14 protein-coding genes and 1 rRNA gene are annotated in these 16,995 nt (G+C 38.3%); 6 read left to right on the top strand and 9 right to left on the bottom strand.

Annotated elements, in window-relative coordinates; genetic code table 11:
* Positions 1–30: 30 nt before the first annotated feature.
* Positions 31–2,625 carry a bifunctional uridylyltransferase/uridylyl-removing protein GlnD gene (gene glnD / locus LIX50_RS06960; protein WP_048952661.1) on the bottom strand — a complete coding sequence of 865 codons (2,595 nt, stop codon included), beginning with the start codon at positions 2,623–2,625 and terminating at the stop codon, positions 31–33.
* 93 nt (positions 2,626–2,718) lie between these two features.
* On the bottom strand, positions 2,719–3,525 hold the full coding sequence (map, locus tag LIX50_RS06955) for a type I methionyl aminopeptidase (RefSeq protein ID WP_005632605.1): 807 nt from the start codon (positions 3,523–3,525) through the stop codon (positions 2,719–2,721).
* Positions 3,526–3,661: 136 nt separating this feature from the next.
* On the opposite strand from map, the gene erpA reads away from it, so the two are divergent.
* The 5 genes from erpA to argG all read left to right on the top strand — a co-directional run bounded on the left by erpA (position 3,662) and on the right by argG (position 9,276).
* Positions 3,662–4,006, top strand: coding sequence for an iron-sulfur cluster insertion protein ErpA (gene erpA / locus LIX50_RS06950; protein ID WP_005632606.1), 345 nt, complete (start codon positions 3,662–3,664; stop codon positions 4,004–4,006).
* A 1-nt stretch (position 4,007) separates the two neighbouring features.
* Complete coding sequence (locus LIX50_RS06945) at positions 4,008–4,361, top strand: YacL family protein (RefSeq protein ID WP_048952660.1); 354 nt, start codon at positions 4,008–4,010, stop codon at positions 4,359–4,361.
* Positions 4,362–4,367: 6 nt separating this feature from the next.
* Entirely contained in the window at positions 4,368–6,725 is a 2,358-nt protein-coding gene (mrcB, locus tag LIX50_RS06940; protein WP_048952659.1) for a penicillin-binding protein 1B, read from the top strand.
* A 167-nt stretch (positions 6,726–6,892) separates the two neighbouring features.
* A complete protein-coding gene (locus LIX50_RS06935; protein ID WP_048952658.1) occupies positions 6,893–7,765 on the top strand; it encodes a phosphoribosylaminoimidazolesuccinocarboxamide synthase in 873 nt (290 codons plus the stop codon).
* 176 nt (positions 7,766–7,941) lie between these two features.
* Positions 7,942–9,276 carry an argininosuccinate synthase gene (argG, locus tag LIX50_RS06930; RefSeq protein WP_048952657.1) on the top strand — a complete coding sequence of 445 codons (1,335 nt, stop codon included), beginning with the start codon at positions 7,942–7,944 and terminating at the stop codon, positions 9,274–9,276.
* A gap of 64 nt (positions 9,277–9,340) precedes the next feature.
* Here argG and rnb read toward each other — a convergent pair whose 3' ends face one another.
* Together rnb and LIX50_RS06920 are read right to left on the bottom strand one after the other, a co-directional pair.
* Entirely contained in the window at positions 9,341–11,320 is a 1,980-nt protein-coding gene (gene rnb / locus LIX50_RS06925) for an exoribonuclease II (protein WP_048952656.1), read from the bottom strand.
* Positions 11,321–11,386: 66 nt separating this feature from the next.
* On the bottom strand, positions 11,387–12,175 hold the full coding sequence (locus tag LIX50_RS06920; protein WP_048952655.1) for an SDR family oxidoreductase: 789 nt from the start codon (positions 12,173–12,175) through the stop codon (positions 11,387–11,389).
* 178 nt (positions 12,176–12,353) lie between these two features.
* Between LIX50_RS06920 and prfC the strand changes: the two genes are divergently transcribed.
* Complete coding sequence (gene prfC, locus LIX50_RS06915) at positions 12,354–13,937, top strand: peptide chain release factor 3 (RefSeq protein ID WP_048952654.1); 1,584 nt, start codon at positions 12,354–12,356, stop codon at positions 13,935–13,937.
* A 76-nt stretch (positions 13,938–14,013) separates the two neighbouring features.
* On the opposite strand, the gene LIX50_RS06910 is transcribed toward prfC, so the two are convergent.
* From LIX50_RS06910 to rrf, 5 genes are all read right to left on the bottom strand, one after another.
* Positions 14,014–14,247 (bottom strand): YgjV family protein, encoded by a 234-nt coding sequence (locus LIX50_RS06910; RefSeq protein WP_005628380.1) that lies wholly within the window; start codon positions 14,245–14,247, stop codon positions 14,014–14,016.
* Between the two features lie 436 nt (positions 14,248–14,683).
* Positions 14,684–15,013, bottom strand: coding sequence for a branched-chain amino acid transporter permease (locus LIX50_RS06905; RefSeq protein WP_046942776.1), 330 nt, complete (start codon positions 15,011–15,013; stop codon positions 14,684–14,686).
* Positions 15,010–15,744 carry an azaleucine resistance protein AzlC gene (azlC, locus tag LIX50_RS06900; protein WP_048952653.1) on the bottom strand — a complete coding sequence of 245 codons (735 nt, stop codon included), beginning with the start codon at positions 15,742–15,744 and terminating at the stop codon, positions 15,010–15,012. Before azlC ends, LIX50_RS06905 begins: the two co-directional genes overlap by 4 nt.
* A gap of 9 nt (positions 15,745–15,753) precedes the next feature.
* Positions 15,754–16,683 carry a LysR family transcriptional regulator gene (locus LIX50_RS06895; RefSeq protein ID WP_005635860.1) on the bottom strand — a complete coding sequence of 310 codons (930 nt, stop codon included), beginning with the start codon at positions 16,681–16,683 and terminating at the stop codon, positions 15,754–15,756.
* 154 nt (positions 16,684–16,837) lie between these two features.
* A 5S ribosomal RNA gene (gene rrf / locus LIX50_RS06890) occupies positions 16,838–16,953 on the bottom strand.
* Positions 16,954–16,995 lie beyond the last annotated feature (42 nt).

The following is a 16,995-nucleotide window of genomic DNA, read 5'->3' as shown; positions in this document are numbered from 1 at the left end:
AAAATGCGGTGTGTTCCACCGCATTTTGGCTTATGATGTAACATCTTGGATAATCACATGGCGCAAGTTTTCTCGCTCCTCTCTTGCAAGAGCTTTCCCTAATTTATTCGTCAAAATAAAAAAGTCCTCGGCTTTCTCGCCCACAGTGGTAATTTTCGCATTCAATAAATTGAGATTTAACTCACTAAAAATCTGGCTCACTTGCGCTAATAACCCCGGTTTATCCAACGCAACCAGTTCCATTTCAGTATGCTCTTTTTTGTTTTCATGTAAAAAACGCACGTCTGTTTGCACAGTAAAATGTTGAAGCTGACGATTCGGTGTAATAGAAAGTGTGGGCAATTTTTCACTTTGAAGGGCTACTGTTAGGGCTTGCTCTAGTTCTCGGCGACGATCAAATTCCACTAATTCACCGTTAAGTTCCGTGATGATAAAGCTATCAAAAACATAACCATCTTGTGTCGTAATAATCTGTGCATCATGGATACTGAATTTTTTTGCTCCAATGGTAGTCACCACTTTATTAAATAAGTGCGGTTGATCTTGGCAATAAATAAATACTTCCGTGCCACCAAGTGAAAAGCGATTACTAATTTTCACTAATAATGCCTCAGCGAAATCCACCAGCAAACTTGTATGCCACGCAATTTGTTTTGGCGTATTACGCACAAAATAATCTTCAGGGCAACGATCCCATAATTGCTCAATCGAAATTGGCGTAATATCGGAATAATCCTGCGTTAAAATTTGTTGTGCAAGTTTTCGGTTTTCTGCTGATTTTTCTGAGTAATCAAGCAATTCTTTCATGCCTTGTGCAAATTGCTGTTCGGTAAATTCATATAAAGAGGCAAAAAGCGAACGTTTCCAGCTATTCCATAAATTACAATTGGTTGCACAAATATCCGCCACCGTTAAACAGGTGAGATAATCTAATCGAACTTGATTTTGCACGGCTTCCGCAAAATTCATGACGACTTCTGGATCATGAATATCACGGCGTTGCGCAGTAATTGACATCAGCAAATGGGATTTTACGAGCCAAGCAAGGGTATCAATTTCTCGACGATCTAAACCATGTAATTGCGCAAAGTCTGCTACGTCTTCTGCGCCAAGTTCTGCATGATCACCACCCCGCCCTTTTGCAATATCGTGGAATAACGCTGCAATATAAAGCAAAGTGCGGTCAGAAAGTTGACTAAAAATTCGATGAGCAATGGGATGTTCTTGCACACTTTCCTGTGACAGAAAACTTTCCAATTTCAACATCACGCGCAATGTATGCTCATCCACCGTATAAATATGGAACAAATCAAATTGCATTAAGCCCTCAATGGCTTGCCATTGCGGAAGATACGCAGTTAATACGCCATATTGGTGCATCAGCATAAACGCACGCTTAATCGCATTAGGTTGATTAAACAAACGCAGAAATTTTTCTCGAGCCTCAGGAATTTCGCATAATTTTTGTGGCAATTGATCTAAGGAAATTTGTAATTGACGTAAGGTATCAGAATGAATATTGACCTGTTCGTACTGAGTTAAATAAAAGAATAGATCTAAAATTCGCTCTGGTTTTTCTTGAAAAACAAGGCTATTGCGCAAACATAAGCATTGGTTAATCAGTTGGAAATCATCATCTAACTGATGAATCACACTGTCCTGATTTGATGAAAGCACATTTTCTCGATAATACTGAATCAGCAAATTACTAATCAGCGAAATTCGGTGCAAAGCTTGAAAAAAAGATTTCATCATTTTTTCCACAGCTTGATTGCCTTCCCCTCGGAAACCCAATAATTCACTGACTTTAATTTGGCGATCAAACAACAGACGATTATCGTAACGTTTCAAAATCAAATGCAAAGCGAACCGCACTTTAAATAAAAATGCACGACTTTCTTGTAGTTGCTGATATTCTTGAGGATAAATAAAACCACTTTGTAAAATGGCCTCAAGAGTCAGCGCCCCCGAATGGCGCAACGCCACCCAATACAACAAATGCAAATCACGCAAACCACCCGGGCTGTACTTAATATCTGGCTCAAGGTTATAAGCCGTATTGTGATAACGCTGATAACGTTCTATTTGCTCTTGCACTTTGGCATTAAAAAAATCTTCTTTCGACCAAAAATCAGCACGTTTTACCAATTCATTTAGCGCATCAAAGTGCGGTCGATTTCCAGTGAGAAATCTGGCTTCTAATAAATTGGTGGCAATCGTAATATCTTGTTTTCCTTCCGATTCGCATTGTTCTAAGGTTCGAACACTATTTCCCACCTCAAAGCCACAATCCCATAAAAATTGGATAAATTGGGTAATCTTTTCTTCAATCTTTGGGCTTGGGGTTTGCTCGACTAAAATCAAAAAATCTAAATCTGACAAAGGAAACATCTCACGCCGTCCATAACCGCCCACCGCAATTAAAGCAATCCCCTGTTGTTCACTTAATCCCATTTCCTGCCAAAATTGAATCAATAAGGCATCATAAAAATCACTGCGATTTTCAATAAGCTCAAAAATGGAATAACGAGAAAAATTCTCTAGCTCAAATTGCTTAAGATTTTCTCGCTCAATTTTGACCGCACTTGGTGTTAAGGGAGAAGATAGTGTCGGAGAAAACAGCATATTAATTGCCTTTTGTTAAATCAAAGTTGCTTTATTATAAAGAAAAACAAAAAGGGCGTATATCTACGCCCTTATCTTATAATTTTATGTCAATTACACATTCACCATAATCCGTGAAATTCGACCTTCTGCAATTTCTTCATCACGAATAGTCATTACTTCACAACCAGTTTCGGTGACAACAAGTTGATGCTCGTATTGTGCAGAATGACTACGATCCTTGGTTTTTACTGTCCAACCATCTCCCATCACGCGCACTTCTTTTTTGCCTGCATTAATCATTGGTTCAATGGTAAACACCATTCCGGGTTTTAAAATCACACCACCATCATCTGCGTAATAATGCAATACTTGAGGTTCGCAGTGAAATTCTGTACCGACGCCATGTCCACAATATTCACGCACAACACTGAAAGTTTGGCTTTCTGTATATTTTTGCACAGCTTTACCTACTTCATTTAAACGAATACCTGGTTTTACTGTGCGCAATCCCACGTATAGGGCTTCTTGTGCCGCTTCCACTAACTTTTTACTACGAATATTCGTTTCGCCACCCACGATATACATTTTTGAGTTATCGCCAAAATAACCGTCTTTAATCACGGTGACATCAATATTCACAATATCGCCATTTTTAAGCACTTTATCGTCACTTGGAATGCCGTGACATACAACTTCGTTAATGGAAATACAGGTAGCCTTTGGGAAACCGTGATAATTCAAACACGCAGGGATAACCTTTTGTTCATTCACCATATATTCATGGCAAATTCGATCAAGTTCACCAGTAGTTACACCTGCTTTTACGTAAGGCTCAATCATCACCAGCACATCCGAAGCCAATTTGCAGGCCTCACGTAGTTTTACAATTTCTTTTTCTGTTCTAATTGGAATAGCCATTTTATTTCACCTTTTTTGAAAAAAATTTTGCCAGATTATAGCACGATTTCTAGGAAAAAACTGGATTACACTTGAATGGAGTAAATGGTTATTAGATAATAACAGAATTCAAATTTTCGGGAAGCGGGAAATAATTATGACAGATAACATTGCAGTACCATTGACATTTACTGATGCGGCAGCGAATAAAGTAAAAAGCTTAATCAGCGAAGAAGAAAATACTAATTTGAAATTACGCGTATATATCACGGGTGGTGGCTGTAGCGGTTTCCAATATGGTTTTACTTTTGATGAAAAAGTGAATGAAGGCGATTTAACGATTGAAAAATCAGGGGTTCAACTTGTGATTGACCCAATGAGTTTACAGTATTTAATTGGTGGTACCGTCGATTACACCGAAGGTTTAGAAGGTTCACGATTTACTGTAAATAATCCAAATGCTACCAGCACTTGTGGCTGTGGTTCATCCTTTAGTATCTAAAATGGATTTTCAATTTACACATTATCAAGGCTATGTATCCGTAAAATGTTCGATGGAACACATTGCCCTTGCTAACTGGTTCAATACTGAAGTGCGGTCAAATCCAAAGGCGATTTTGACCGCACTTTCTACTGCGCAATCACTCTCTGAAAATCAAGAAGAGATCTTAATCAGCGCAGAATATACATTGTTTTTAGATGCTGATGAAGTAATGATACGAGCGAATAATCTCGCCATTGAAACAGATGAAATTTTGGAAGACGATTTTCATTATTATGATGAAGAAAGCATTGCTTTTTGTGGCACACAAGATTTTATCCATTTCCTCGAAGCTTATGTTGATTTTATCTCTTAACCGACTATGACCACCGAAAACGTTCAAAAAAATCCCGAAGAAAAAACACCTAAAAAACGCAGTTCTTTCAAAAGCTTTCTATTAAAAGTAGCGTTTACTAGTGCGGTATTAACTGTATTTTATGGCGGATATTTAGATTGGCAAATCCGTTCAAAAATGGACGGGCAAATTTGGCGTTTGCCCGCTGAAGTGTATAGCCGCATTGAAAGTGTGAAAATTTCAGATAATCTCGCTTTCGATGAAGTAATTCAAATTTTATTAGATAACGAATATCGCCAAACGACCATGGTAGCCGCACCTGGCGATTTTAAATTAGAAGATGATACCATTGTAGTTCTTCGTCGAGCTTTTCCTTTCCCTGATAAGCCGGAACCACAACGAGTTTTACGTTTACGTTTTGTCGATAACAAACTTAACCGAATTGAAGATCTCGTTGCACTAAAAGCAATCGATGAGTTTCGCCTTGCACCAAAATTGATTGCAATGTTGGAATCCGATAATGAAGATCGCCTTGCAATTCCTTTACAAAATTACCCGCGCTTATTGATTGATGCCCTAATTTTAACAGAAGATCGCCGTTTTTATGATCATCACGGTATAAACCCAGTGGGGATTATACGAGCATTAATTACTAATATCCGTGCAGGACAAACTGTACAAGGTGGTAGTACACTCACTCAGCAACTTGTGAAAAATTTATTTTTATCAAGCGAACGTACGATTACCCGTAAAGCGAACGAAGCCTTGATGTCATTGGTATTAGATTGGCGTTATGATAAAAACCGTATTCTCGAAACCTATCTCAATGAAATTTATCTCGGACAAAATGGCGATACGCAAATTCACGGTTTTGAATTAGCCAGCCAATTCTATTTTGGTCGTTCGATTCGTGAAATTAGCTTAGATCAAATTGCACTTTTAGTCGGAATGGTCAAAGGTCCTTCACTTTATAATCCTTGGCGTAATCCTCAGAATGCCTTAGAGCGTCGTAATGTTGTTTTAAAGCTCATGCTTGAACATAAAATGATCGGTGATGAACTTTACCAATTATTAAGCCAACGACCTTTAGGTGTTCAACAAAAAGGACAAATCTCCCGTAAATATCCGTCATTTATTCAAACTTTACAGGCGGATTTACGTCGTGAATTAGGCGAACATAAAATGTCCAGTTTACTTGGCGCGCGTATTTTCACCACTATGGATTTAAAACAGCAAGCCCAAGCAGAAAATGCAGTGGTGAATACAGTTTCACAACTACAACTGAAAACGAAAAATCCATATTTAGAAGGCGCCATGATTGTTGCGGATTACCGAGTGGGTGAAATTCGTGCGGTAGTGGGTGGTTTGCAAACGCAATATGCAGGCTTTAATCGTGCATTAATGGCAAAACGTCAGATTGGTTCTTTAGTCAAACCATCAATTTATTTGACCGCACTTTCGAATCCAGAACAGTTCCGTTTAAATACCCCAATTAATAACCAGCCAATTACGATTAATGTCAAAGGTAGCCCGCCGTGGCAGCCGCGCAACTATGACAAAAAATATAGTGGTTCAGTGATGTTAATGGATGCCTTAGCGCGTTCTTTAAATATTCCGACCGTGAATATTGGGATGAAAGTCGGCTTGAGCAAAGTCATTGATACACAAAAAGCGATGGGATGGGATAATGTAGAAATTCCAAAAGTGCCCGCCATGTTACTCGGAGCTTATACCATCTCACCTTATGATGTAACTAAACTTTATCAAACTATTGCGAATCAGGGAGGGCGAATCGAACTCACAACCGTCGATACCATTGCAGATCGTCAAGGAAATATCATTTATCAACATGATAAAACCGCAAAACAAGTGGTCCCACAAGAAGCAGCATTCCAAACGTTATTTGCGATGCAACAAACTGTTGAACGTGGTACAGCTCGTAGCTTGCAAAATGATTATGCGGATTTACGTTTAGCCGGTAAAACAGGGACAACAAATGATGCGCGTGATACTTGGTTTGTAGGTATCGATGGAAAAAATATCAGCACGGTTTGGCTTGGTCGCGATGATAATGGCGAAACCAAACTTACTGGCGCATCAGGTGCATTACAGATTTATAAAGATTATTTAAGCCATACTTATATTGAAAAATTGAAGCTAAATAAACCAGCGAATATGAAATGGGTTGGTATTACCCAACATGGCAGCTGGGATTGTGATAGTAATCGAGTAATCCCAGTTTGGGTGAATAATGGGCAGAATTTCTGCGGAGGAACATCAAATGCTTCTCCATCGCCAGCTACTCCACCAGCTGAAACAGAAATCTCCCCTCGACAAGAAAGTATCTGGGATGTATTGGATAACCCAAATCCACCCGCACAATAATTAATCGCGGTATATTTCTAATAGTAAGCAAATATTTTGAAGCGAAAAAACTACACATCCCCTGAATTTTCAGGGGATTTTTTATTTCTTTTAAAAAATAGCAAACGTTTGCTTTAAAAGTGCGGTACAATACGCGCCAGTTTTTACTTTCATACAGGTGCAAAACGATGACACAACAACTCCCCACTCTAAGTCTAAAAAAAATCTATTCTGGTAAAGTACGTGATCTCTATAAAATCGATGATAAACGCATGCTAATGGTTGCTTCTGACCGCTTATCCGCGTTTGATGTTATTTTAGATGATCCTATTCCACGAAAAGGCGAAATCCTAACCCAAATTTCCAATTTTTGGTTTAACAAACTTGCCCACATTATGCCGAATCATTTCACTGGCGAGAGTGTTTATGATGTGTTGCCAAAAGAAGAAGCTAATTTAATCAAAGAGCGCGCTGTAGTGTGTAAACGTTTGAATCCCATTAAAATTGAATCTATCGTGCGTGGCTATTTAACTGGTAGTGGTTTAAAAGATTACAAACAAACTGGTACCATCTGCGGATTAAAATTACCTGAAGGCTTAGTTGAAGCCAGTAAATTACCAGAACCTATTTTCACCCCATCAAGTAAAGAAGCTGTTGGCAATCACGATATAAATATCAGCTATGCAGAATGTGAAAAACTCATCGGGGCTGATTTAGCTGCTCAAGTAAAAGAAAAAGCTATCGCACTTTATACTGCAGCTGCAGAATATGCACTGACTAAAGGCATTATTATTTGCGACACAAAATTTGAATTTGGTTTAGATGAAAATGGCACGCTCACCTTAATGGATGAAGTATTAACCCCAGACTCTAGTCGTTTTTGGTCTATCAATACTTATCAAGAAGGGATTAATCCTCCATCATTCGATAAACAATTTGTACGCGATTGGTTAGAAAATAGCGGCTGGAATAAACAAGCGCCCGCCCCGAAAGTGCCCGCAAATATTATTCAGAAAACAGTTGATAAATATCAGGAAGCGCTGGATTTATTAACAAAATAGAGATCAAAATCCCTGCTATTTACAGCAGGGATTTTTATGCATGATGACAACTAAAGATTTTTAGTCTTAATACATAAAAGGCTAGACAAACATAAAAAGTGCGGTTATATTTAAATGACTTTTTATTCAAATAAAATGATTAATTATTCAATCTAAATTATAGACAAGGAAAAGATATGTCAAATACAATTCTACAACATTTACCTGAAGGGAAAAAAGTCGGTATCGCTTTCTCTGGAGGCTTAGACACCAGCGCGGCATTACTTTGGATGCGTCAAAAAGGTGCAGTGCCTTATGCCTACACCGCCAATTTAGGTCAACCTGATGAAGATGATTACAGCGCAATCCCTAAAAAAGCGATGGCGTATGGTGCAGAAAATGCTCGCTTAATTGATTGTCGTGCTCAGCTTGCTCATGAAGGAATTGCTGCAATTCAATGCGGTGCATTCCATATTTCTACAGGCGGAATTCCTTACTTCAATACGACTCCACTAGGTCGCGCAGTAACTGGCACAATGCTTGTTGCAGCAATGAAAGAAGACGATGTGAATATTTGGGGGGATGGCTCTACATTCAAAGGGAATGACATCGAACGTTTCTATCGTTATGGTTTATTAACAAACCCGAATTTAAAAATCTATAAACCTTGGTTAGATGCGCAATTTATTGAAGAACTTGGTGGCCGCTTTGAAATGTCTCAATTTCTTATCGAAAATGGTTTTGACTACAAAATGTCCGTTGAAAAAGCCTACTCGACCGATTCCAATATGCTGGGTGCAACCCATGAAGCAAAAGACTTGGAGCAATTAAGCACAGGCATGAAAATTGTTAAACCAATTATGGGTGTCGCATTTTGGGACGAGAATGTAGAAATTAAACCAGAAACAGTAACCGTCACTTTTGAAGAAGGCGTCCCTGTCGCATTAAATGGTAAACGTTTTGATAATGCAGTTGATATTATTCTAGAAGCCAATCGTATCGGTGGCCGTCATGGTTTAGGGATGTCTGACCAAATCGAAAATCGTATTATTGAAGCAAAATCTCGTGGTATTTATGAAGCGCCAGGGATGGCATTATTGCATATCGCTTACGAACGTTTAGTCACAGGTATTCACAATGAAGATACCATCGAACAATATCGTATTAATGGCATCCGTTTAGGCCGTTTGTTATATCAAGGTCGTTGGTTTGATCCGCAAGCATTAATGCTGCGTGAAACAGCACAACGTTGGGTGGCAAAAGCAATTACGGGCACAGTAACACTTGAACTTCGTCGTGGTAACGACTTCACTATCTTAAATACCGAATCACCAAACTTAACCTACGAAGCAGAGCGTTTAAGTATGGAAAAAGTGGAAGATGCGCCATTTGATCCAATTGATCGTATCGGTCAATTAACAATGCGCAATTTAGATGTATCTGACACCCGAGGCAAACTTGGCATCTATGCACAAACAGGCTTATTAAGCGCAATTAAAGATTCAGTATTGCCACAATTAGGTAAGAAATAAGAAGTTTTTAAAAAAGAAAAAACCGATTTTCAATCACTGAAAATCGGTTTAAAGAAGAACAATTTTATTGAACGATTTCGCCGACAATACTGCGAGTTACCTCTTTAACTTCCGTAAGTTTCACTTTCACAATATCACCTATTTTGTAAATACGCTCACCTTTAATATAAAGGGCAATCTCATCAGAATTCACCTGCATTTCTTCTTTATTATTATGTAAAGTTGAAGCAGGTATAAACATTGAGGCGCCATTTTCTAATAATTGCACACGTAATCCACCACGCATCACATCTTGCACTTCTGCCTCAAATTCGGCATTTGATGCAACTTTATCAGCAAGATAACGGCAATATAACCAATCTGCAATATCACGTTCTACTAGGCGATTTTGGCGACGAGCCTCTTGTAAACGGACCAGCACCTCATCCTGTGGCTTATTACAAGCTTGTTGTGTCAATACTGCTTTAATTAAACGATGGTTCACCATATCAGAATATTTACGAATTGGTGATGTCCATGTCGCGTACCCTTCTAAACCAAGACCAAAGTGCGGTGCTAATTCCGATTTAAATTCGGCAAAAGTTAAATAACGACGTAAACGGAATTCTAAATAGTCGCCTTCAATCGGTTCAATATCATGGCGCATTTGGCAATAACCTTTTAATGTCGCCAAATTTTCTACCGAATAACGCTGAGCAAGTTCAGCTTGGTTTTGTTCATTAGCTAAATTTGCCATTAAGAAATTGTGCGCATTCTCTAAGAATTTTTTATCAAAACCGCTATGCGTATTGAAAATACCAGTTTGAGCCTGCTCTGCTAAGAATTGTGCGGCACAAATGTTAGCAATAATCATCGATTCTTCGACAATTTGATTGGCTATACGACGATATTCAGCTTTTATTTCTGCCACTTTGCCATTTTCAGCGAGCACAAAAGAATAATCCGGTTTTTCTTTAAATAACAAAGAATGAGTCTTACGCCATTGAATACGAGCTTTAGTAAATTGATGTAACCAATCAATTTGCTGTGCAATTTCTGATGTTTCGGGTTGCCATGCATTGTCTGTCTGTTCTAAATAATCCGACACTTTGTTATAAGCCAATTTCGCTTTAGATTGAACATAAGCCGAAACAAAATGCGGTTTAGCCGTGATATTGCCTTCAAGATCCGTTTCGATATAACAAACAAGCGCTGGACGCGTTTCATTTGCGATTAACGAACATAATTCATCAGATAATTCACGTGGCAACATAGGAATGTTAAAGCCTGGCAAATAATTAGTGAAACAACGCTGTTTGGCATCTTTTTCAATTTGAGAATCTAATGCAATATAAGCAGTTGGATCCGCAATCGCTACAACTAATTTCCAACCTGTTTGTACACCATTTTGTTCAATAGGCTCAATATATAAGGCATCGTCCATATCCATTGTGCTTTCAGAGTCAATCGTCACAAAATGAAGTGCGGTCAAATCTTCACGAGTTTGTTGATCTAACATTTCATAACTTTCAGCGCCTTGTACAGGATAACGAGATTGTTCATGACGTGCCAATGTAACCCACCAAGGGGCTAATTCATCATCAGCACGGCAAATAAACTGATTAATAGTGGCATAGAAAAAGCGATCATCACGCAATGGGTGAGTTTTTAAATTAGCAACCACCCAATCTCCTTCTTGTAATTCTTCTTTGACGGATTTAGCTTGTTGTGCGCCGATTGGTTGATTGATACTTGGATGATCCACCAAAACTTGCAATTTCTTATCTTTATTGAACCGCACTTTTGCAATGAAACGTGTCAACATTGGCTCAATTAAGGATTCCGGCTCAGCTTGCTCTTTATCGCCTTGCTTTTCAATGGTGGCTTTGATTTTGTCACCGTGCATGACTTTTTTCATTGCAGGTGGGGCAATAAAGTAGCTTTTTTTATCGCACTCTAAAAAACCATAAGCTTTATCAGTACTTTTTACCACGCCTTCAACGTGTTCTTTGCTATCGTGGATTTGTTGCTTAAGTTGTGCGAGTAATGGATTATCTTGGAACATAGTTATATTTAAAAAAAGAGAAAAGGCAGACTGAAAAGCCTGCCTAAAAATAGATTGTACGAAAAATTATTCTTCGCCTAATTCGCCCATTGCAGTGATGCTGAAACCTGCATCTACGTGAACGATTTCACCTGTAATACCAGATGCTAAATCAGAGCATAAGAATGCTGCTGAGTTGCCCACATCTTCGATAGTAACAGTGCGGCGTAATGCTGCGGTTTTCTCAAATGCAGAAAGCATTTTCTTTAAGTTTTTAATGCCTGATGCTGCTAAGGTACGGATTGGACCAGCAGAGATTGCATTCACACGAATACCTTCTTTACCTAAATCCGCTGCCATTACGCGAGTTGCTGCTTCAAGAGACGCTTTCGCTAAACACATGACGTTGTAGTTAGGAATTGCGCGTTCTGCACCTAAGTAAGATAACGTTAATAATGCAGCATTTGGATTTAAGTAAGGGCGGGCTGCTTGTGCCATAGCTACAAAACTGTATGCGCTAATATCGTGAGCAATACGGTAACCTTCACGTGTCGCTGCGTTTACGTAATCCCCATCTAATTGGTCACCTGGCGCAAATGCGATTGCGTGAACAAAACCATCAAATTTTTCCCAACGTTTGCTTAATTCTGCAAAGCAGTTTTGGATGCTTTCATCGGTTGCCACATCTAAAGGAAGCACGATATCAGAACCAAATTCTTTGGCAAATTCTTCTACGCGCGGCTGTAATTTATCATTTAAATAAGTGAAAGCAAGTTCTGCACCTTGTTCTTTCATTGATTTTGCGATCCCGTAAGCGATAGAACGATTGCTTGCAAGACCAGTTACTAAAATGCGTTTACCTGTTAAGAAACCCATAATTTTTCCTATATTGTTAGCGTAAAAAACTTGCGTAGTATAAGCGAAAATTTGTCTTTGTACAAAGCAGACCAATTTTTCTAAGAAAACTAACCGCACTTTATTTACAAATTCGTTTGAGCAAAAACCTAAAATCAGCGAAAATAGCCCACATTTTTAATTGAATAAAGAAGAAACAATGAGTTATCCATTAGAAGAAGTTAATAAACGTCGCACTTTTGCAATTATTTCCCACCCCGATGCAGGTAAAACAACCATCACCGAAAAAGTACTTTTATACGGAAATGCGATTCAAACAGCTGGTTCTGTAAAAGGCAAAGGCTCGACTGCGCATGCCAAATCCGACTGGATGGAAATGGAAAAACAACGTGGAATTTCGATTACCACTTCCGTAATGCAATTTCCTTATAACGATTGCTTGGTGAACTTACTTGATACCCCGGGGCACGAAGATTTCTCTGAAGATACTTACCGCACTTTAACTGCTGTGGATAGCTGCTTAATGGTTATCGACTCCGCAAAAGGGGTTGAGGAACGCACAATTAAACTAATGGAAGTAACTCGCTTACGTGATACGCCAATCATCACCTTCATGAACAAACTCGACCGCGATATTCGCGATCCGATGGAATTATTAGATGAAGTGGAAAATATTCTGAAAATTCGTTGTGCGCCAATTACATGGCCGATTGGTTGCGGAAAATTATTTAAAGGTGTTTATCATATCGCTAAAGATGAAACCTATCTTTATCAATCCGGTCAAGGCTCAACCATTCAAGAAGTTCGCATTGTGAAAGGTTTAAATAGCCCTGAATTAGATGCCGCTGTTGGCGATGATTTAGCACAACAACTTCGCGATGAATTGGAATTAGTGCAAGGTGCAAGTAACGAATTTGAACATGATGCCTTTATTAAAGGTGAACTTACACCAGTATTTTTCGGGACAGCATTAGGCAACTTTGGCGTGGATCATTTCCTTGATGGTTTAACACAATGGGCACCAAAACCACAATCTCGTCAAGCAGATACAAGAATCGTTGAAAGTTCAGAAGAGAAATTCTCTGGTTTCGTATTTAAAATTCAAGCCAACATGGATCCCAAACACCGCGACCGAGTTGCCTTTATGCGTGTGGTTTCGGGCAAATATGAAAAAGGCATGAAATTAAAACATGTTCGAATTGGTAAAGATGTGGTGATTTCTGATGCACTTACCTTTATGGCTGGCGACCGTGCTCACGCCGAAGAAGCTTACGCAGGTGATATTATCGGTTTACATAATCACGGAACGATCCAAATTGGCGATACATTTACGCAAGGCGAAACCTTGAAATTTACCGGTATTCCAAACTTTGCGCCAGAGCTATTCCGTCGTATTCGCTTGAGAGATCCTCTCAAACAAAAGCAATTACTCAAAGGTTTAGTACAGCTTTCAGAAGAAGGTGCTGTTCAGGTATTCCGCCCATTAATGAATAACGATTTAATTGTGGGTGCAGTGGGTGTCTTGCAGTTTGATGTGGTGGTTTCTCGTCTAAAAACTGAATATAACGTGGAAGCGATTTATGAAAATGTGAACGTTGCAACCGCACGCTGGGTGGAATGTGTCGATGCGAAAAAATTCGAAGAATTTAAACGCAAAAATGAGCCAAATTTAGCTTTAGATGGTGGAGATAACTTAACCTATATTGCGCCAACAATGGTAAATCTGAATTTAGCTCAAGAACGTTATCCTGATGTCGTTTTTTACAAAACTCGTGAACATTAAAACGATAAAGTGCGGTGAAATTTCACCGCACTTTTCCAGAAAAAAAAGCGTTGAAATTTAATTCAACGCTTTTCTTTTATTTAGAGACTTTTTCTTGTCTTAATCGCCAAAGTTGATAAACATTCACCACGGCTAAAAATGCATTTAATAATGCTACAGGATAAGCGGCGATAATTACGCTATAGATGACAAATAAAATTGCACCAATGCTGTTCACTATGCGTAGATGTACGATAGATTTAAACAAAAATGATACTGCAACAAAAAAGGTTGCGATATAACCCAATAATTCAACTAAATTCAATTCCATAATTCTGTTCTCTTCGATTAAAAATAAAACGGGCGCCATAATAAAAGATTTTTAAAATAAGGAAAAGATCAGAAAAAAAAGCAACCGATTGCAAGATGAAATTATTTTATCTTACAAAGAATAAAGGTATTTTTATCATCATAAGCGCGTAAAAGCCGGGACGAGTGCGTACATCTAAAATCTTGGGAAGCTTATCCAATTTTGGGGAATTAGATAACATTAGCTCGCTCAATCCGCACTTTGTCACCGGCTAAACTCATTTAAGAAGCCTGATAGTAATGCTATGAACAATAAAGAAATTTAATAAAACGAGGTTCTATCTTTTGTAATAACTAAAATTCCAATTTCTACCATTCTAGAAATCAGGTTGATTATAAACTATGAAGTAACTTTAGATTCAAGAGAATTCTAGAGAAATGAACGTTATGATCTTATTCTAAATAAAGACAAGTTGTACTAAAACCATATAGAAAAGCGTACCAACAGCAATAGATAGAAACATATTTTTCTTCCAAAAATGCAGACCTAGCACCACTATGCCAGCAAGAAAATCAGGGATACCATGATAACCAGTTAAAACATCAATATTCTTATAACAATAAACTACAAGCATACCAAACATAGCTGGAGGTAAAACTTTCCCAAGATAGCGAATATATTGTGGAATCGGACGATTAGCTGGGAACACAAAAAATGGCAATAAGCGCGTAAATTGCACAGTAAGCACACAAATTCCAATCGTCATAATCTGTTCTGTGAGTGTCATTTTAGCGACTCCAATTTTGTGTCTAATTTAGGCCCACGCATAGTTAGAATTAACCAGATACCAATTAATGTTGGAATTAAGAAGTATTCTTTGCCTACAATCAGTAAAAAAGCTAATGCAATCCCTAAACCCAATAGAGAGCTTTCATGGGATTTTTCCTTTATCCAATTTTCTGCAAAAATGACTAAGAAAAGAGCGGTCATCGAGAATTCCACACCTTTTAAATCAAAAGGTAAAACAGAGCCAAATAAGTTACCAATTGCAGCGCCAACCACCCAATAAATATGCAAATATAAGCTGACAAAGAACATGTACCAACCTTTATCTAAGTGCTGTGGAATTTTGGCCATATAATTTAAAGAAAAAGATTCATCAACGAGGGTGGTAATTAAATACCAACGTTTATGACCAATATGTACGCCATATTTTTCTAACATTGATATGCCATAGAAAATCTGACGAATACTGATCATCAAGGTAATTAATAACACACTGATGGGAGAAAAAGGTGCGATAAGTGCTCCAGCAGCAATAAACTCAACCGAACCCGCATAAATAAGTAAAGCCATCAAAGTAGGATATAAAAATCCGAAACCCAGTGCCTTCATATAAATACCGTATGCCACACCAAGAAATAAAAATCCTGCAATCATTGGCGCACTATAAGGAAAAGCAGCTTTAGCCGCTGCACTAATCGGATGAGTCTGCTGATTTTGTTGAGAAAAATTCATTTATTACTTCTATAAATCTAAAACAGATAGCCCTGGTAAAGTTGAAAAACTTTGAGCTTTTACGGTTTGATAAAAATCTTCTAAATAAGAAAGGGATTCATCTTCTTTGCGAATAGCCGCATATAGATTGCTATATAAACCTTCTTTTGTGACTTTTCTTGCCACGACATAGCCCTTTTCTAAATAAGGCAATGCAGCCCAATAAGGGATAGTTGCAATGCCACGACGACTAGCAACTAATTGAATCATAGCAATAGTCAATTCTGTTGTGCGGCGAGTAGGATTAATTCCTTTTGGTTTAAGCACTTTACGCAATAGATCTAACATATCATCAGGAACCGGGTAAGTTACCCAGGTTTCATCTGCAAAATCTTCCGCATCCCAAATTTCTTTTTCTGCTAAAGGATGATCTTTTGAACAAATTCCAACCATCTCATAAGAAAAGAGCGGTTTAAAAATGACATCATCATTATGCTCTACTTCTGATACTATCGCCCAATCTGCTCGGTGAGAAAGCAATAAACCAACAGGATCCGTATGAAAACCAGATACAATATCCAACTCAACTAGCCCCCAATGCCGACGAAATTCGTCCATAGCAGGCATTAACCAATCAAAACAAGTATGACATTCCACAGCTATGCGAAGTTGCCCCGCATCCCCATGTTTAACCCGAGCAAGATCGCGTTCAGCATCAACAACTTTTGGCATTACTTCATTAGCAAGACGAATTAAACGCTCTCCCGCAGAAGTAAAACGAAGTGGATTACTTTTACGCTCAAACAAAGGTAAACCAAACTGTTCTTCTATTAATTTAATTTGGTGAGAAAGGGCTGATTGGGTTAGATATACTCGCTTTGCTGCCAAAGAAACGCTCCCCGTCTCTTTTAAGGCCAATAAAGTTTTAAGATGTCTAAATTCTAGAAAGGTTGGTTTCATTAAAAATATTCATACAAAATAGAAAATTAGATGATAGATATAATACCTTAAAATACGAAATATTCGAATTAATATTCTATAGAAAAAACAAAAACCCTATATCTTTCGACACAGGGTTTTTCTGTTTTTATTTAATTTAGCTTTGTATTTAGTAACCTGGCGGTGCCCTACTCTCACATGGGGATGCCCCACACTACCATCGGCATTACAGCGTTTCACTTCTGAGTTCGGTATGGTGTCAGGTGGTTCCACCGCACTATCGCCGCCAGGATAATTCTTTGATAACTTTTATTCTAACTTCTATCTATGTTC

The sequence above is a fragment of the Haemophilus sp. Marseille-P9675 genome (assembly GCF_916862695.1).
Classification (GTDB): Bacteria; Pseudomonadota; Gammaproteobacteria; order Enterobacterales; family Pasteurellaceae; genus Haemophilus; species Haemophilus haemolyticus_K.
This window is presented reverse-complemented; position numbering and strand designations above follow the sequence as displayed.